This is a genomic window from Pelotomaculum sp. FP (assembly GCF_004369245.1).
In the GTDB taxonomy this organism is placed as follows: Bacteria; Bacillota; Desulfotomaculia; order Desulfotomaculales; family Pelotomaculaceae; genus Pelotomaculum_C; species Pelotomaculum_C schinkii.
In genome coordinates this window covers 93865-110738 of sequence record NZ_QFGB01000006.1, presented here as the reverse complement: position 1 = coordinate 110738, position 16874 = coordinate 93865, and the positions used below count along the sequence as shown (strand labels likewise).

Annotated in this window: 18 protein-coding genes and 1 tRNA gene; 7 read left to right on the top strand and 12 right to left on the bottom strand. The window is 46.6% G+C overall.

Features of this window, described 5'->3' with window-relative positions; all coding sequences use genetic code 11:
• The first annotated feature begins 655 nt into the window (after positions 1 to 655).
• From Psfp_RS04245 to Psfp_RS04225, 5 genes are all read left to right on the top strand, one after another.
• Positions 656 to 1210 carry a DUF3795 domain-containing protein gene (locus Psfp_RS04245; RefSeq protein ID WP_134217302.1) on the top strand — a complete coding sequence of 185 codons (555 nt, stop codon included), beginning with the start codon at positions 656 to 658 and terminating at the stop codon, positions 1208 to 1210.
• Positions 1211 to 1519: 309 nt separating this feature from the next.
• Positions 1520 to 2335 carry an alpha/beta hydrolase gene (locus Psfp_RS04240; protein WP_134217301.1) on the top strand — a complete coding sequence of 272 codons (816 nt, stop codon included), beginning with the start codon at positions 1520 to 1522 and terminating at the stop codon, positions 2333 to 2335.
• A 280-nt stretch (positions 2336 to 2615) separates the two neighbouring features.
• Positions 2616 to 2930 (top strand): DUF1294 domain-containing protein, encoded by a 315-nt coding sequence (locus tag Psfp_RS04235; protein ID WP_134217300.1) that lies wholly within the window; start codon positions 2616 to 2618, stop codon positions 2928 to 2930.
• Positions 2931 to 3243: 313 nt separating this feature from the next.
• Entirely contained in the window at positions 3244 to 3750 is a 507-nt protein-coding gene (gene tadA / locus Psfp_RS04230; RefSeq protein ID WP_206663747.1) for a tRNA adenosine(34) deaminase TadA, read from the top strand.
• A 210-nt stretch (positions 3751 to 3960) separates the two neighbouring features.
• A tRNA-Ser gene (locus tag Psfp_RS04225) sits at positions 3961 to 4048 on the top strand.
• Positions 4049 to 4065: 17 nt separating this feature from the next.
• Here Psfp_RS04225 and Psfp_RS04220 read toward each other — a convergent pair.
• The 7 genes from Psfp_RS04220 to Psfp_RS04190 all read right to left on the bottom strand — a co-directional run bounded on the left by Psfp_RS04220 (position 4066) and on the right by Psfp_RS04190 (position 9904).
• On the bottom strand, positions 4066 to 5415 hold the full coding sequence (locus Psfp_RS04220; RefSeq protein WP_243120473.1) for a site-specific integrase: 1350 nt from the start codon (positions 5413 to 5415) through the stop codon (positions 4066 to 4068).
• Positions 5416 to 5519: 104 nt separating this feature from the next.
• Entirely contained in the window at positions 5520 to 5753 is a 234-nt protein-coding gene (locus Psfp_RS04215) for a helix-turn-helix domain-containing protein (RefSeq protein WP_134217299.1), read from the bottom strand.
• Positions 5754 to 6316: 563 nt separating this feature from the next.
• Positions 6317 to 6559 (bottom strand): helix-turn-helix domain-containing protein, encoded by a 243-nt coding sequence (locus Psfp_RS04210; RefSeq protein WP_134217298.1) that lies wholly within the window; start codon positions 6557 to 6559, stop codon positions 6317 to 6319.
• Positions 6534 to 6986, bottom strand: a complete 453-nt coding sequence (locus Psfp_RS04205; RefSeq protein ID WP_134217297.1) for a sigma-70 family RNA polymerase sigma factor — start codon at positions 6984 to 6986, stop codon at positions 6534 to 6536. The genes Psfp_RS04210 and Psfp_RS04205 overlap by 26 nt, the downstream gene beginning before the upstream one ends.
• Positions 6987 to 7447: 461 nt before the next feature.
• The gene (locus Psfp_RS04200; RefSeq protein ID WP_134217296.1) at positions 7448 to 7789 is read right to left on the bottom strand and encodes a BlaI/MecI/CopY family transcriptional regulator; all 342 of its coding nucleotides are present in this window, start codon (positions 7787 to 7789) and stop codon (positions 7448 to 7450) included.
• Between the two features lie 65 nt (positions 7790 to 7854).
• Positions 7855 to 9282, bottom strand: coding sequence for an adenylosuccinate lyase (purB, locus tag Psfp_RS04195; protein WP_134217295.1), 1428 nt, complete (start codon positions 9280 to 9282; stop codon positions 7855 to 7857).
• Between the two features lie 238 nt (positions 9283 to 9520).
• Entirely contained in the window at positions 9521 to 9904 is a 384-nt protein-coding gene (locus tag Psfp_RS04190; RefSeq protein ID WP_134217294.1) for a BlaI/MecI/CopY family transcriptional regulator, read from the bottom strand.
• Positions 9905 to 10104: 200 nt separating this feature from the next.
• On the opposite strand from Psfp_RS04190, the gene Psfp_RS04185 reads away from it, so the two are divergent.
• Entirely contained in the window at positions 10105 to 10458 is a 354-nt protein-coding gene (locus Psfp_RS04185) for a helix-turn-helix domain-containing protein (protein ID WP_348981105.1), read from the top strand.
• A 125-nt stretch (positions 10459 to 10583) separates the two neighbouring features.
• Here Psfp_RS04185 and Psfp_RS04180 read toward each other — a convergent pair whose 3' ends face one another.
• Both Psfp_RS04180 and Psfp_RS22000 read right to left on the bottom strand, forming a co-directional pair.
• Positions 10584 to 10781: a helix-turn-helix transcriptional regulator gene (locus Psfp_RS04180; protein ID WP_134217292.1), complete on the bottom strand. Its 198-nt coding sequence runs from the start codon at positions 10779 to 10781 to the stop codon at positions 10584 to 10586.
• A gap of 218 nt (positions 10782 to 10999) precedes the next feature.
• A complete protein-coding gene (locus Psfp_RS22000; RefSeq protein WP_205079460.1) occupies positions 11000 to 12997 on the bottom strand; it encodes a peptidoglycan DD-metalloendopeptidase family protein in 1998 nt (665 codons plus the stop codon).
• A gap of 303 nt (positions 12998 to 13300) precedes the next feature.
• On the opposite strand from Psfp_RS22000, the gene Psfp_RS04170 reads away from it, so the two are divergent.
• Positions 13301 to 13645, top strand: a complete 345-nt coding sequence (locus tag Psfp_RS04170) for a cupin domain-containing protein (protein WP_134217291.1) — start codon at positions 13301 to 13303, stop codon at positions 13643 to 13645.
• A gap of 98 nt (positions 13646 to 13743) precedes the next feature.
• On the opposite strand, the gene Psfp_RS04165 is transcribed toward Psfp_RS04170, so the two are convergent.
• The 3 genes from Psfp_RS04165 to Psfp_RS04155 form a co-directional block, all read right to left on the bottom strand.
• Positions 13744 to 14013: a DUF6075 family protein gene (locus Psfp_RS04165; RefSeq protein ID WP_243120472.1), complete on the bottom strand. Its 270-nt coding sequence runs from the start codon at positions 14011 to 14013 to the stop codon at positions 13744 to 13746.
• 128 nt (positions 14014 to 14141) lie between these two features.
• Positions 14142 to 16478: a VirB4-like conjugal transfer ATPase, CD1110 family gene (locus tag Psfp_RS04160; RefSeq protein WP_134217289.1), complete on the bottom strand. Its 2337-nt coding sequence runs from the start codon at positions 16476 to 16478 to the stop codon at positions 14142 to 14144.
• Positions 16471 to 16836 carry a PrgI family protein gene (locus Psfp_RS04155; RefSeq protein ID WP_134217288.1) on the bottom strand — a complete coding sequence of 122 codons (366 nt, stop codon included), beginning with the start codon at positions 16834 to 16836 and terminating at the stop codon, positions 16471 to 16473. Before Psfp_RS04155 ends, Psfp_RS04160 begins: the two co-directional genes overlap by 8 nt.
• Positions 16837 to 16874 lie beyond the last annotated feature (38 nt).

Here is a 16874-nt window from a genome sequence, read left to right as displayed (position 1 = left end):
GGAACGGTTAATTGATCCCTGGACAACATATGAACCGAAGTAAACCTCAGTTTCCACTATTGGTTAGTATAACCATATAATTATTATGACTTGTTAATTACATATTATGGTAAACCGATCACGGATGATGCAATATCCTCCTATTTTCAGAACTTATATTCATTTAAAAGGTTTGGACTTGGCCCTATGTCTAAGTCTTTTTTTAGTCTATAAATAAAGGATGAATATACTTTAACAGCTCGGCCTTTACGGCCTGCTAATTCATAAATGCCCATAAGCCCCATACAGGTGTCTTCATTGTACGGGTCGATGTCCAATACCCTAAGCAGCAGCAATTCAGCCGATGTATAGTCGTTTTCTCTACATATATGTCTGCGAGATTGGATGCAGTTTCAACATACATTGATTTAATAAGCTCCCTTTAAGAAACTGCAGTTATAAACATGATAAGTCAATCGCAGGCTTCTGAGCAAGCGGGACCACAGAATATTGATGCTCTGGGCTACTGACTGCACCGAGCATGTATTCCCATAGTTCGAGGAGAAGTACCCGAAAGACAACCGACCTCGGAAAGCTATCGAAGCAGGACGTGCATGGGTGCGTGTGCTAACAATAAATTTTTTGTGTAAGGAAGAGATGAAAATGGTGATAAATCATGAAGGAATATAAAAGAGAATATCCCTTGTTTTCTTTATGTGGTCTTAACTGTGGACTTTGCCCAAGATATCAAAGTGAGGGAACAACAAGGTGCCCCGGATGCGGTGGCAAAGATTTTCATCTGCAACACCCAAGCTGTGCAGTGATTACGTGCAGTAAAAAGCATGGTGATGTTGAGTATTGCTTCCTGTGCAAAAATTATCCATGTAATAGATATAAATGCCCAAGCGAAAAAGATTCGTTCATCACCTACCGCAATGTTATAAATGATATGCAGAAGGCCATTGACAACGGGATTGAACAGTATCAAGCGGAGCTTAATGAAAAAATATTATTTTTAGAATACTTAATCAGTAATTTTAACGATGGCAGAAAAAAGAACTTTTTTTGTATTGCCATCAATCTTCTGGATCTTGCGGATTTAAATGATATAAAAGAACATATTAAAAAATGTGACGAAACAATTCCCCAAAAAGATAAAGTGAAAATGGTAGAATCATGGTTCAATGAAAAAGCAAAGAGTAAAAATATTAACTTTAAACTGAGAAAATAAGTATTTTGCGTAAAAAGCATTGGCATCTATATTCACCTAACTTTTCAGGAAAGCCATGTGCAGGTTTAATTCTTGTACATGGCTTATTTTATTCTTTTTAATTATGTCGAACGGAGCTTGCGTGGCCTAATATTGAAACGTGTCCTGCCTTTATTCGTTTGCCAAACGGAAACAGAATAAGGATGGGTAATTTTTATTTACAAAATAAAATTTTCCCATGCACAGTTCATGATTTTTACCAAGTCCGTCACTTCCTTACCCCGTGATGAGTATCCTGTATGAATTACTAAAAAAAATGGTGGTATTGACGTGGGATATTATGTAAACGTAGAACCCAATGTGTACATTTATGTGGAGGATATCAATCCGACAGGCCGCAAGACCATTCTGTTTATCCACGGCTGGCCCGGGAATCATAATCTTTTCGAGTATCAGTACAATCAACTGCCAAAACAGGGATACCGATGCATTGGCATGGATATCCGGGGTTTTGGCCTGTCAGCCAGGCCATGGGACGGTTATGACTACAACCGATTGTCCGATGATGTCCGTGGCGTCGTGGACGCGTTGCAATTAAATAATATCACACTTGGTGGGCACTCAACGGGTGGAGGGATCGCGATTCGCTACATGGCCAGACATCAGGGCCACGGCGTATCCAGACTTGCTCCTTTCGCGGCGGCAGCCCCCAGCTTAATCCAGCGCCCCTATTTTCCATATGGGTTACCGAAGCAGTCGGTACTGGACATTATACAAGGTACATACAATGACCGCCCTAATATGCTCAGGAGCTTTGGTAATATGATTTTCCATAATTACGTTACCCCTGCCCTCGCCGATTGGATTTTCCAATTGGGTCTCCAGGCTTCAAGTTGGGCTACCGCGGCGATTGCCAATACATGGCTGGATGAGGAAGGCCTATTTAAGGATTTGGAAACAATTCATGTCCCGACCCTGATTCTTCACGGTCTCAACGACAGGGTTTGTCTTTACCCATTGGCAATCGCGCAAAAAAAAGGGATCCAAAATGCGAAACTAGTGCCGATTGATTCTTGCGGTCATTTTCTGTTTTATGATCAGCTTGAAAAATTCAATAAGGAATTGGTACAATTCATCGAAGGATAAATTCCTTTAGAGCCTGAAATCCTTCTGATCTCTTTCATGACAAAACCGAATATTACAAAAGGACAGGTCCTAAGCCAGCCCTTTTTATTTTTGGTCAATATGTTGTATAGTGGTTTGAGGAGTAGGTCCCCTGGTGAGGTTACGAGGTAGAACAGGCAGCTTTGATGTCTGGAGGAATCTGTCACATTAGACCCCCATGCCGCCTGCGGGGGCGCCAGCAGAAATGAAAATTTATATTTTCAGGATAGCTGCCGGCTGGATATAGCAAAAAGTTTGGTATATGATTATCATAGATGCAGGGATTGTTCAAGCTATTTATATCTACTGTGGGGGGATAAGCCTGTTATATAGCATATTGTTAATAAATGTTATTGGTTTTTGTACTATGTGGTATGATAAAAAAATGGCCCAGGCGGGTAAATACAGGGTGCCGGAGAGTAGAATCTTTTTAATTGCTATCGTAGGCGGGGCTGTTGGTGTATTATTGGGAATGGAAATATTCAGGCACAAAACAAAAGATTTAAAGTTTAAGGTTTTAATACCGGTAATAATTATTTTACAGGTAATTTTATATCGAATCTTCTACATGAAGTAACCAAAGCGGCATAGTTGGGACAAGCCAAAATCCAGCGGTTGACAACCAATATTAACCTGAAAGATAACGACCAAAATATTGGTGCGAATTTCATTCACTAGTTTTTACAGTAACGTTTTCGAGCTCCCGGTTAGCACGGTATATGTTGAAGGCTTCAGGCATGTTGCACACGGGTTACAGCTTGACATCGCAAACAATGTGACTTATAATGCTTAGTGGACGTTTTGAGGATACGCTTGGTACCGGATTGCTTGGTCCTTTTAGGGATCGGCATCCTGTGGGCGTACCATTTTGTTCTTAGAGGAGAAATACGGTGGACCACGCCGGCTACATGCGCGAAGCCCTGGCGGAAGCTGAAAAGGCCTATGCTTTGGGAGAGGTGCCCATCGGCGCCGTTGTGGTGCTTGACGGAGAGGTTATTGGAAGAGGCCACAACCTGCGCGAGTTTTTGAAGGACAGCACCGCGCACGCGGAAGTGCTGGCCCTGCGGGAGGCGGCTAGCCGCATGGGTGACTGGCGGCTGAACGGAACCGTGGTGTACTCCACCATTGAGCCATGTCCGATGTGTGCCGGAGCCATGGTGCAGTTCAGGGTCAAGACCCTGGTCTACGGCGCGGCGGACCCCAAGGCGGGTGCGGTGGATTCGGTTATCGACGTGGTCAGGCAGCCTCGGTTCAACCACCAGGTTGAGGTCGTAGCAGGGGTGCTGGAGGAAGAATGCCGGTCAATTATCAGGCGCTTCTTTCGGGAATTAAGGGAGAAAAAAGATACTGGAGAAGTGGCCGGGCTGGCCGAAGGCGCTCGACTCGAAATCGAGTGATGAGTGCATAAAAACTGAATAATTATACATGGAGGAGTAGCGAAGTGGCTGTAACGCGCCGCACTCGAAATCGAGTGAGCAAAGTGGAAGACATGTAGTCGAAAACCTTGTATTTATGCGGTTTTTACTGCCCCCGGAGTTCAAATAAACATGGATTTTTGAGCTGTTCTATCCGAATTCTATCCGAGGCGCTTAGATAGTTAATAATTCGGAGGGTTGTCCGAGAGGCTTAAGGAGCCGGTCTCGAAAACCGGTATACCGCAAGGTATCTAGGGTTCAAATCCCTAACCCTCCGCCATCATGGGGCTGCTGATCTTAAAGATTAGCAGCTCCTACCTTTTTAAGCGGCAACGATTTCTGAATGATCTTGGCTGTTTTTTTCTTGGACTGATATTCCAGATGGCCGTAAGTGTTGACTGTAGTCCGAATGTCACTATGGCCAACCCAATCCTTGATCCGCTCCATCGGTACTTCATTAGCCATCATCAAGCCTACACACGAATGCCGAAGGTCATGAAACCTGACATGGGGCAATCCGGCTTTTTTGAGTAAATCAGCGTGCCTGTTGGTGATATATCCTGGGTCAATGATTTCTCCCAAAGGATGAACGCATAGATACCCAAGCCATTCCTTGCTGTAGGAGTTGCCGCAAAGTTCTCTCAGTTCCTTGTTCTCCGCTATTTTTGTTTTTATCCTTTCTTCGACATAAGGGATCAAGGGATAAGTACGGTTGCTTAAATCGGTTTTGAGCTTGTCGGATGGGATATATATCTTTTCTTTGTTAATCTTTGCTGTGGTTACGGTGTGATTGGCCCTAAAGAATTTATACCTGAAATCAAACTGGCATTCTCTAGTCCCAACGCACTCACTACGCCGCATCCCATAAAAGCCACCCAGTAATATAGGGATTTCAATAACATCACCGACAATAAATTCAAGGTAATACAACATCTGTTCGGCATTGAGCGTAGCAGCATTGTATTTTTCGATTTTGTGCAGGGTGATGGCACTGTTCGGATTCACACTGATCATCTTTTTGCTGACGGCATAATTCAATGCCTGGTTGATAATGGTGTAATCCTTTACAACCGTGGACTTCTTCTTGCCGGATTTTAGCCGGTAAGCGTAATGTCCTTTGAGCAGATCGGGCGTGATCTCCCGGACCGTGCAGCCGTATGCCTTGAAGGTCGGATATAAGTTGCGCTCAATGTTATCCGCATATCCGGCCCAGGTATTGAGCTTGATTCTCCTATCAAAATTAAAATCTTCGCCCACAACAATGTTATCCGGGTGTCTGAAGGCAAGCCACTCTTTTAGCAAATCCGCAAATAGGGGATTTGCTGATTGGTTTGCATCGGAATCATTCTGAACACTGTTGTCTTCATCAGGCTCTTCATGCGCAAGCGTTTTCTCAGCCTTATCAGCCACGCCGTTTTTCAAGTCAAGGGAATATTGGATTCTGGCCGCCAGGCATTTGCTTTCAGCTTCCGCTTCGTTTTCCTCAATGGCAGAAAGCCCGGTTGAAATCCAAAGGGGTTTACGCTTTCCGTTCTGATCCTTTCGGTTGAGAACGGTATAGTAATAACCCTTTTTGGTTGTCGTGAATCCTCCAATAAATTCATCCTCGGTCAGTCCGACCATTTTCAGCATTTTGGTGAGTTCCATATGTTCCTCATTTCCTCCTTTCAGATTACTCGCTCACCTCACCTGCCGTTGACAGGATGAGTGTAACATAATAAAAAAGGCTCGTAAAATGTGCAAATAGCATCTTATTGGCTGTCACGGCTCGAACCGATTCTCAAGTAACTTAATAAAAAAGGCTTGGGGATTCTATATGCTCGCCCAACCTTGAGACACTCGATTTTATTTTCCTGTATGAGACCGTAGCCTGTCTTAAGGCTAATGCCAAGAATTTCACACATTTGCTTGATGTCAAGCACGTCGGGGTATTTTTTCAGCATGATCCGGTAGGCTTTTTCTTGTGACAATTTTACATTAGCCATAGATCAGCCTCCTTTTCAGTTACATTCTATTTTTAATTCACGCAGCAAAAGGATGCGCCCTGAATTGGGCGTGCATATACGCTCGCTCAAACGGCGCACCCCTGACCTGCGTTTTTGTTTCGGTTCTATCTTTTATGGGCCTATCGGCGGACGGCGGCGAACCGTCCTCATAGGAATTTCACCTCCCCCCATACTGACGGGCCATCCCCATTGCCTGCGACGCTTTTAACGCTCGGACTGTGGCTGGACGGAAGTATCATTGTACCGGTCTATGTGTCTTCGCCACACAAGCTGCCACGCTCATTTTGCGGCCTGGGTGGTGATCGCTCGTTCCCTGGGGAAGTCGTGGCGCACCCGCCGTCCGGCTCGGCATAGACCGAAAGTATCCGATTTGCCCTATGCTGCTGCGGCGTTATCTTCCGCGCTTTCTTTTTCAAAGAACTAAAGGCGTTTGTCAGCCTGCAAAAGCACATTGGTCTATGGATGCACTTTTGCAGAATGGCAAACACGAAAAGCCCGCATCGGGAAGGTGGAAAGGGGGCACATTCCCGTACGGGCAAGGCTTAGGCTACCTTGAATGTAAGGATTTTGGCAATGAGCTTGGTTTCCAGTCTGCGGCGCAATTCAGGGTCTACACACAGATGGGGATTGCCGTTTTCGTCGTAAAGCTGCCTAGTGGACAACGTGGCAATATACCCTTCGTAGTGTTTTAGCACGGCATTGATCGCGTCGATGTTGCCGCCTGCCGCAGCCGCAATGACGGGAAAAGGCAGCAGATTTTTATAGCTCGGACTTGTTTTCATCATCGGCTTTTCCCTCCATATACTTTTTGATTTTTTGCAGTGAGCTTGTCCTATGACGGTAGATTGTGGTGCGCACCAGGTTCATCAGTTCCCCGATTTCCGCATCCGACATATCCATGAAATAAGACAGCAGGATAATGTTGCGCTTTTCCTCGGGCAGAGCTTCCAACGCTTCACCTATCAACGCGTCCTTGACCTCGACATCGTAGCCCATTACTTGGAACAAGTAATAATCAGTCGCATATTCATCCATAGCATAAAGCTGGTTCAACTCCTTCTCTGACAGCTCAGAAAAGGTCACTTCGTACTGTAAGCGCCGGGCAAGTGCTTTGCGGTAATTGCTGGCTTCGCCTTTCAGGACTTTCCTGCAAAAGCTGTCAAACTGATGTTGGACAGTTTTTCCCTTGTTATTGGAAGAAGATTGCTCCATAGAGTTCACCTCCTTCCTGTTCCAAATGGAGGGAATTAAACTTGTCCCTATTTCCCTTTCACTCTTTATCCCAACTGGCAAGGGCTGTTTGTTGCGTTTTTCAAATGACGTTTGGCAAAAAAATGCAAAAAAGCCCGACTGGAAAATATCCAATCGGGCATAGGAGCTTATATATCTTAATGTGTAATATGTGTAGGTAACTTCATAACCGCAATAGTCCCATAAGGCATAAAGGCTTTTTTTGATAAGCAGAATGGTATCGGATTATGTCGAAAGAAAAGAAACACGGCGGCATCCTCCTTGTGCCGCCGGTCCAGGTAACTTCATGGAGGGAAAGAGGTGATTTTAATATCCTCCGCAATCCCATTCCTTGAAAAGTAAAACGGCGGCTTTGAATTTTTTTATTTCAAAACCGCCGTTTGGCATTAGTCTGACATTAGCCTATCTTTATATGTATATGATTATTCTCCCGCTAAAACAACGGTTTTATTGCCTTGGTGAAATAAATACTTATAATCGTTCAAGAGTAATTGGACATCCTCTATGAATTGCTTTGTTTCAAAATTTCGGTTTTTCTGTTCTGTTATGCGAGGCTCGTAATAATTGGCCTTGCTTATTCTTGTGGCCTTAAGAATCCCTTTTCCCTTCAGCAGAGCCAAAAATGTAATAACAGTGCTTTGCTTCCAGTTATTATCTTCCGGCAAATTCGAAATGATTTCCCTCGTAGTTACAGGGTGACCGACAGCCCATATGAATTCCATAATCTGTTTTTCTGCATCTGACATTTGCTTAATTTTATTCATAATTCAAAATTTTCCTCCTAAAATATCTACATAAAAAGCTCCACAGTCCGCTAGAATGTCTTGCATCATACTTTGAGTTCTGCTTTTATGTTCCCTGTTTGAATGCCCGAAAGTACGGGTAAAACGTGCTCGTTCACAAATTCCTCTACCTGCTGCGGCGCCCTGCCGATATAATTCTTTGCTTCCATTACGGACATAATTTCATCAAAGCTCATTTCAAAGACAGTATCGCCCGCAATTCTGTCAATCAGATCGTTGGCATTGCCCAAAAGCTTGACCTGTTTTGCAGCCTCCATGGAATGTATTCTTATCCTCTCATGGAGTTCCTGCCTGTCGCCTCCCCTTTTTACGGCTTCCATCAGTATATTTTCCGTAGCCATAAAGGGAAGCTCCTCCATGACATGTTTTTCAATAACCTTCGGATAAACCACAAGGCCGTCGGCTACATTCATATAAATATTGAGAATCGCATCCACCGCCAGGAAGGCCTCTGGAACGCTTATACGCCTGTTTGCCGAATCGTCGAGGGTTCTTTCGAACCATTGGGTGGAGGCTGTAATAGCCGGATTCAGGGCGTCAACAATAACATACCGGGCAAGAGAGGATATTCTCTCCGAGCGCATGGGATTTCGTTTGTATGCCATGGCGGATGAACCTATCTGTTTGGATTCAAAAGGCTCTTCTATTTCCTTCATGCCTTGCAGAAGCCTTATATCGTTGCTGAATTTATATGCGCTCTGAGCTATGCCGCTCAAAACATTAAGAACACGGCTATCCTGTTTGCGGGTATAGGTCTGACCGGACACAGGATAAACATTGTCAAAGCCGACTTTTTTGGCAATTAACTCCTCCAGCTTTTTAACCTTTTCTCCATCTCCGTCAAAGAGGGCCATAAAGCTTGCCTGTGTTCCGGTGGTTCCCTTGCTTCCAAGAAGCTTCATTCCGGATAGCACATATTCCAGATCTTCCAGATCGATCAGAAGATCCTGAATCCACAAACAGGCTCTTTTGCCTACGGTCACAAGCTGAGCAGGCTGGTAGTGGGTAAATCCCAGCGTAGGTAGGTCCTTATACTTTAAAGCAAATTTCGACAAAATTTTTATCACTGCCGCTAGCTTTATCTTGGTAAGCTTGAGGGCTTCCGTCATTACGATTATATCTGTATTGTCGCCTACATAGCAGGAAGTCGCACCAAGATGGATTATACCCTTTGCATTGGGGCATTGTTCTCCATATGCATGTACATGCGCCATGACGTCATGACGTACTTCCTTCTCTTTTTTCTCGGCTACTTCATAGTTGATAGTATCCTTGAATTTTTTCAATTCATCAATTTGCTCCTGTGTGACCCCAAGTCCCAATTCCATTTCTGCTTCCGCCAGAGCTATCCACAGCCTTCTCCAGGTCTTGTATTTCATATCGCCGGAAAACAGCTCCTGCATCTCCTTGCTGGCATATCGGGCATTAAAGGGACTCTCGTAAGTATTTTTCAAAATGAGCGACCTCCGTTATCTGCTATATAATTGAAAAGGGAAATTCCGTAGGTTAATGTATCAATACTTTTATTATTTTCATCAACAAAGAAACAATTGGAATATTTTTTAAAAGGTTGACTATTAAAACACTCTGTCGTTAGGGGGTATGCAGGAGCTTTTCTGTTCGGCAGTCCAAAATTTATCTTAGATTTACATAGTCTATTCACCCTCTTAGTTTTGTAAAGGGCGTGATTCTTTAGCATAGCATCACATACTCTTTCAGGCGCTTTATAAGGTTTTCAATATCTTCCTTTGTTAAATCGCCATTATCACACAGGGTATTTATAAACCTTAATACCGAACCTTTATGAATATCGGCAATAAATTGCTTTGTCGCAAAATTTCGGTATTCCTGTTCCGTTAAGCAAGGCTCGTAATAATTTGCCTTGCTTATTCTTGTGGCTTTGAGAAACCCTTTTTCCATCAGCCGGGCCAAAAAAGTTATCACCGTATTTTGCTTCCATTCTTTTTCTTCCGGTAAATTTTGCATGATTTCCGCAGTTGTAACAGGGCGTCCAGTCTTCCAAATAAAGTTCATAATCTGCTTTTCTGCATCTGACATACGCTGAATTTTCTTCATGAAATTTCATCCTAATTAACCTATTCTATGTAGTTCAATATTAATCTACAACACATAGGTAAATATGTCAATACTTTTTTGGAAAAATTTTCATGTTCTATGTGCGCATTCGAGAATAGGCTATGAAAAAGTATATAATGTAATATTGTGCATCGTTTAGATTTGGAAATGTAGCTTGTAAAATGATATAGGGTGATATGATAATGCGTCACGAAGATAAATACGATTTTTCGGCTTTCGGACAGTCCATAAAGAAAGCGCGGGAAAGCAAAGGCTGGACACGGGAACGGTTGGCACAGGAAGTGGTTCTTGCGCCTCGTTACATTATGTCCATTGAAAACAAAGGGCAGCACCCAAGCTTTCAGGTTTTTTATGAGCTTGTCACCTTATTTCACATATCGGTAGATCAATTTTTTTTTCCAGATACCGACGTGGAAAAAACAACGCGCCGCCGCCAGCTTGAAAGTCAGCTTGACGAATTAGGGGAAGCGGATTTAATTATCATGGCGGCTACCGCAAAGGGAATACAGGAAGCCAAAGGAACGGGGGAATAAAATCTCCCGCTTTCTTTTTTAAAGAAATCTCATGTATAAAACGCCGTGACACATCATGCTTGCGGCGTTCTTTTCTGCATCCAAAATCAGAGAAAAAAATTGTGTTCCTGCGTTAGTTAATTGCACTATAAATTTTCTTCAATAAAAATAGTTTCAATTGTTACTTCAAAAAAACGTGCTATTTTGAAAGCTAGTCTAAGGGAAGGGTCGTATCTTCCTTTTTCAATGGCGTTAATAGTGGCCCGCGTAACGCCCAGTTTATTTGCCAATTCCTCCTGGGTCAGGTCATGCATGGCAGGGTAAACCTTAAGCTTGTTCTTCATTTTATATTGCATGCTTTACATATTCATTATTCAGAGAAAAGTGAGAGAAAAGTAAAATAAGGTAAAGGAAAACGGCGGCTTTGATTATATGATTCAAAACCGCCGAATGAAAAGTGTATTGAAGCGGTTCGCAAAATTCGAGGATGATCCTGTTTGCGCATGAACTGAAATGGCAAGTATTTGCTCACGTTATCTTTTCTTTTTTAATCAGTCAATGTTTACCATGCTGCCGTATAATTGGAGAAATACAGCAGGGGGTCAACCCTGGTGCCGCCGACATAAACCTCAAAGTGCAAATGCGGGCCTGTGGACAATCCCGTGCTGCCTACGAAACCGATGGTTTGGCCCTGTGTCACCGTTTGTCCCACACCGGCGCTCATTTGGCTCATGTGGGCGTAAAGGGTCTTATTGCCGTTGCCGTGGTCGATGATGATATAGTTTCCGTAGCCGCCCGCGTCGTAAGCGGCGGTTGTGACCACGCCGTCCGCGGCAGCCAATATCGCCGTTCCATATCCCGCCCCGATGTCAATGCCGGTGTGGGTTTTGTAAATGCCCAGGATGGGATGCAGCCTGGTGCCAAAAAAGGAAGTTACATAGTCACTGGCGGCGCTGGGCCAGATATAAAAGCCCTCCGCAATAACCTCCGTCCCGTCCCCCAGGTGTCTCAAACCCGTGATCAGGGCTATGAAATACTGGTCGTAGTCGCCGCTCAGAAGGTCCTCCAGCACTTCCCTCTGGTCGTCGTTAAAGCGATAGACTTCCGCTTGCTCCCCTGCGGTTCGCTGGGTGATGATGATATGCAGAACGCGCTCGTACCATGTTCCTCCGTCGCTGTCGGTATGCGCCACGGTTTCTATCCAGTGATCAATTTCCGTCATATCCCAAAACACTTCCCGGATGAGGTCAATACGGGTCTGGTCGATGGTGACGACATCCATGCCCTCGTCGGTCAGGGCGGTTTTAACGGCGAACACGGACAGAATGTCTATCCAGATATTGCCCCGGCTACCTCCGGTGCCGACGTACTGAACATCCAGCGTATCCCATGTGTTGTCGTTCTTGATTTCCTCTATCCGCTGGTTGTATTCCTCGTTTACTTCCTGTACCACCACGGAGACGGGCGTTACCTCCGCGTCCTTGTTTTCGTCGGAAAAGAGAAGGCCAAAGGGAGACGCGAACAAGGCAGCCACGGTGATAATAATCAGGAACAGGCCAAGGACGGCCCCGCCCGCGCCCACAAGGGTGATCAGTCCATTGACCAGCGCGGCGACAGCTTTGACGGTCAGTTTCGCCATATGAATCGTGAATTTGGCGGTGCCTCTTGCTGTCTGCGCTGCCCGTTGCGCCGCTTTTGCGGTGGCCCGTGCGGTTTTGGGGGCGGCTTTAGCCACCGTCTGAGAGGTTTTTGCACCGGTCTTGGCAGTTTTTCCGGCGGTCTTAACCGATTTTTGCGCCGTTTTAATGGTGCCCTTGGCAGTTCCCTTGACCGCTTTGCTGCCGGACCGGGCAAATTGCCGGATGGTGCGGCCAGTGTCGCTGATGCTGGTTTGGGCGGTACGCCATGTTGTATTTTCGCTTGATCTGAACACGGGACTTGGGAGAGCCTGTGCGGTTTTGGTTTCCACCGCCTGAATTTCTCTGTTTTGGGTAAACCGTGCCTTCGCCCGGCTCTGAACAAACCGCCGTTTTGCCAATTCGTTCGGCTTGGCAAGGGTATATTTCCGTTTTACTCTTTCCTTAGCTTTGATTTGGGCGGCTTTTCGCTGGGACGATTGCCTTGCCTGCACGGGAGCATGATACTGTTCAGGTATTTTTCCAGCCTTGGACGAGGCAGCCTGCTTTCCTTGAGAGGCAGCGGTGCTCCGACGCGTTTGAGGACTGCCGGTTTCGGAACGGGAGGTCTGCTCCGCCGCATGGCCGTCGGCAGCATCGGCGTGATGGCTGTCCGAAGGAGGATTGCGGCGTTCCTTAATTTTTTGAACCGCCTTTTTGCCCTGACGCCCTATCGTGTGAACAGTGTCATTGCCGACCGTTTCCACGCTTTCCTTTACCCTATCCCCGGCATACTCCACATAGCTGTCACGTTCCGGTCGCTGCGTCTGTTCGGTCCGCTCCTTGGTGCGGACAAAGGCGTTTTTCGCCCTGCGAGTCACATCGAGGCTTTTGTCCAGCACCTTAATATCCTTGACGGTGGATTTGGTCTTGATTTCTTTCAACACGCGCACCTCCTTTCAGAGTTTCGCCGATTGTTACCGCGCCTTTTCGGAAAACCGGGGCGCGGGTCGCTCCAAACTCCGGCAATATTCGGGATAGCGCAGCCGGATGGCTTCAAAAAGGGGATTTCGGATTATTGGATTGATTTAAAAATCTGCAGGCCCATAATGGGTAAATAAGGTACTGCGCAGTATGTCCAAAATGTGCAGCATCTTCAACTCTCGGGAAGCGAGAGCGAAATAATACAGTTGAAGTTATGCAAAGCTATTGTATAATGATATTAAAAATTAGTAGAGGTGATAAATTTGTTTAAAAATATCAGCGAGGCCCCAAAAAAAACACCGTATCTGCCTACAGGTGAAAAAGTAGAAGGAGTTCTTTATCAGACTCTCGCCTTTGGAAAAGAAATGATGATTACGACAATGATTTATGAAAAAGATGCCATAGTCCCAGCTCATGCGCATCCTCAAGAACAAGCTGGCTTTGTTGTGTCCGGTAGAATAGAATTAACGATTGGAGACGATATTAAGATCCTAAATCCTCTAGATAGTTATGTTATACTAGGAGGGGTTTTACATAGTGCAAAAGCATTGAACGATTCTTTGGCAATTGATGTGTTTTCTCCTCCTAGGGAGGATTACAAAGACTGAATTATATAACTGAACGAAGAAGCGAGAGTAGAAGGATTATTTGCTACGCATAAACAAAGATTGTGCGCAGCAAATAATTGGTAATTGCTTTACTAATTTCAACCCGATAATCCGAAGACTCCAAAAAAGCAGGGTGCGGAAAGCCACTCTTTTCCTTCCTCCGTCCAGCCGTTCCAGAGGTTGAAGGCCAGGCGGCACAGACGGCGGGGTCCGCCCGTCTGCCAGGGTGCCGCAAGACCCTCCGGCCTGATGCCGTCCTCCTTGAAATCAAAGAGGGTATGGATATTGCGCCTTGTTTCCGCGCAGATTCCCATCGCGTAAAAAAACGCCTGATGATAGGCGTCGCTATTGTGGGTTTTGGCAAGCATTTGACAGAAAAAACCTTATGCTCTTTGTCTGCAAATCGGATAGATTCCATTGTGTTTGCCTCCTTAACATCATGAATGAACGGCTGGCCGGAAAATTACGGCCAGCCGTTGGTGCTTGGCGGCTTAATTCAGCCCTGGGCCTGTTCGCCCGGCTTGGTGGTCATCAGGTTGTAGAGCTTGGTGTTGCGCGGGAATTGGTCGGTGAAGGGCACCAGGGAGCTGCCCACTTTGATCAGGCCGTTGCCCGCGTCCACATTGGTGATATAACTTAGTTGCAGGTCGGAAATGTTCAGGATCTTGGCCAGCTCGATCCGGTCGGTACTGGCCTGGTTGAGCATGACAATGAATTCGCTGTTGGCCAGCATGGTCCGGGCCGTGTGGCTCTGTAAAAGATCGTCCACGTTCTGGGTGATCCCGGTGCAAAATGCGCCGTACTTACGCACCCGCTTCCAGAGGGTGAACAGGAAATTGGCGCTGTATTCATGTTGGAACAGGAGATATATTTCATCAATAATAATGAAGGTGTTTTTTCCTTTGGCCCGGTTCTGGGTGATGCGGTTTAAAATGCTGTCCAACACGACCAGCATCCCGATGGGGAGAAGCTGCTTGCCCAAATCCAGAATGTCGTAGCAGATCAGGCGGCTGGTCACGTCCACGTTGGTGGGCTTGGCAAAGGTATTCAGGCTGCCGGAGGTAAAAAGCTCGATGGCTAGAGCGATTTCCTGAGCTTCCGGCTCCGCTTGCTTCAGTAACTCGGCATGGAAGTCCTGCAAGGTGGGCGTTTTCCCCTTGAAATTGCTTTGCAGGTATTTTCGGTAGACATTGGCCGTGCAGCGGTCGATCAGGGATTTCTGTTTCGCGCCCAGATTCTGCCCGCCGATAAGCTGCTCGCACAGGGACAGGACGAATTCCGATTTCAGGATGACCGGGTTAGCGCCGTCGCCGTAGTCCTTGCTCATATCCATCGCGTTGATGTGGTTTTTAGAGGTGGCGGAGATATGGATGATCTCGCCGCCCATCGCCTTTACAAGTGACGAATACTCGCGCTCCGGGTCGATCAGGATGATGTCGTCATCGCTGGCAAGCATTTGGTTGACGATTTCCCGCTTGGCCGTGAACGATTTGCCGGAGCCGGAAACACCCAATATGAAAGAATTGCCGTTCAACAATAATTTCCGGTTGGCAATGATCATGTTCTTGCTAATAACGTTCTGCCCGTAGTAAATGCCGCCGCTGTGGGCGATTTCCTGCGCCCGGAAGGGAATAAACACCGCCGTGCTTTCGGTGGTCAGCGTCCGGATGGCGTGGATTTTGCGCAGGCCATAGGGCAATACCGTGTTCAGGCCGTCCATCTGCTGCCAGGTCAGGGGGGAGAATTGGCATAGGTGCTTGCGGGCCGTGGTCAGCAGGGTTTCCGTGTCGCTGTCAAGCTGCTCCTTGCTGTCCGCCACATGCACCATTGTCAAAACGGCGAACATCATGCGCTGGTCGCGGGTGGTCAGGTCGTCCAGAAACTCTTTGCTCTCTTTCCTTTGCTGTTCCATGTCGTAGGGCACCACGGCGGAAAAGTTGTTATTCTGATTCTGTCTTCGCTGCCAGTTGGTGATGTTGGTTTCCACGCCCAGCAGTCGGTTCTCCACCTCCCGCACGGCCTCGTCGGTGGGGATGGGGATGATGTCCAAAGACAACATCATGTTGCGGTTTAAGTCGCAAAGCTCGGCCACCATGCTGTCCTTAATGAAGCTGGCGTACTCCCGCAGGAAAATAACGCGCCCGAACCTGTTGCCCATGCGAAAATAGTCGCGCTCAAACTCCAAGGTGTCGGGGCAGATGTAGTCCTTGAAATCATGCCCCTTGCGCATGGTCTCGGACAGGTCGAAACGAAAAAACGTTTCCTCGCCAGAGCGGAAAAAGTCGTGCAGGATTCTCAGGCGGTCCGTGGCGTCCAGCTCCGCGCATTTGGAGCCCAGGTGGGAAAAGTGGGTGATGAGGTCCGTGCCGATGCGGGAAAAGTAGTTTCGTGCTTCCTCAATGTTCTTTTTCGCTACCGATACGGTGACGTATTTATCCTGCACGATGCTGTTCGCGCCGGTGGCCTTCTCCAGCAGCATCCGGTTGTATTCCCTGCGGTACTCGTCCAGGGGGTCCTCCCGGAGGGGGATCAGAATGGAGCTTTCAAAGTCCGTCTTGTTCAGGCGGCGGTTGTTTATCGTGATTTTGGTGGTCGCGCCGCTGTCAAAGGAATTCAAAAGCTCCGAATAGGACAGAAACATGGCTTCCTTGTCCTCCTTGGAGGCCACGGCGTAATTAATGTCCTCAAAGCGAAAGGTCCGGGAAAACTTGTTCCCTACCTGAAAAATCCCCTCCGGCCAGATGGCGCGAATGGGGATGGCCTGCTGCACGCCCTTGGGGACGACAAACCTTTCCTTGTCCTGCTTCATGATTTTTTGTAGAGTTTTAATCACGGCGTTTCCATGCCTCCTTTTCGCGTTTTTCCAGGGCGGGCTTCAGGGCTTCGTAATAGATGTTGGTCGGATGAAAAGTCAGGCGCTTGGGCAGGAGAAACTCCGACTTGATGTAAGCCCATAAGAACTGCTCCGCCGTCATGCCGTGGTAGCTGATAAAACCGAGGGCGGCAAAAGGAGCGGCCCCCAAAATGCACATCCAGCTTACGGTTTCCGTGCCAAAGAAGCTGCGCAGGCCGAAGTAGATGCCGATGGCCACGATGACGGCCAGGACAGAAAAAATGAACTGCCGCAGGGACAGTCCAAAAAACATGCTTTCCGTATAATCCCGGATTTCCCGGTTGATCTTGACTTCCAAAATATCATCACCTCCATAAAAAAATAGCGCCTCTTAAC

What these genes read in the sequence shown, in the direction of transcription:
- Psfp_RS04180 (WP_134217292.1), bottom strand. Translation starts at nt 10,781, where the DNA reads ATGAAGAACAAGCTTAAGGTTTACCCTGCCATGCATGACCTGACCCAG.
- Psfp_RS04215 (WP_134217299.1), bottom strand. Translation starts at nt 5,753, where the DNA reads ATGGCTAATGTAAAATTGTCACAAGAAAAAGCCTACCGGATCATGCTG.
- Psfp_RS04210 (WP_134217298.1), bottom strand. Translation starts at nt 6,559, where the DNA reads ATGATGAAAACAAGTCCGAGCTATAAAAATCTGCTGCCTTTTCCCGTC.
- Psfp_RS04200 (WP_134217296.1), bottom strand. Translation starts at nt 7,789, where the DNA reads ATGAATAAAATTAAGCAAATGTCAGATGCAGAAAAACAGATTATGGAA.
- Psfp_RS04190 (WP_134217294.1), bottom strand. Translation starts at nt 9,904, where the DNA reads ATGAAGAAAATTCAGCGTATGTCAGATGCAGAAAAGCAGATTATGAAC.
- Psfp_RS04165 (WP_243120472.1), bottom strand. Translation starts at nt 14,013, where the DNA reads ATGCTTGCCAAAACCCACAATAGCGACGCCTATCATCAGGCGTTTTTT.
- Psfp_RS04245 (WP_134217302.1), top strand. Translation starts at nt 656, where the DNA reads ATGAAGGAATATAAAAGAGAATATCCCTTGTTTTCTTTATGTGGTCTT.
- Psfp_RS04235 (WP_134217300.1), top strand. Translation starts at nt 2,616, where the DNA reads ATGATTATCATAGATGCAGGGATTGTTCAAGCTATTTATATCTACTGT.
- Psfp_RS04205 (WP_134217297.1), bottom strand. Translation starts at nt 6,986, where the DNA reads ATGGAGCAATCTTCTTCCAATAACAAGGGAAAAACTGTCCAACATCAG.
- Psfp_RS04220 (WP_243120473.1), bottom strand. Translation starts at nt 5,415, where the DNA reads ATGGAACTCACCAAAATGCTGAAAATGGTCGGACTGACCGAGGATGAA.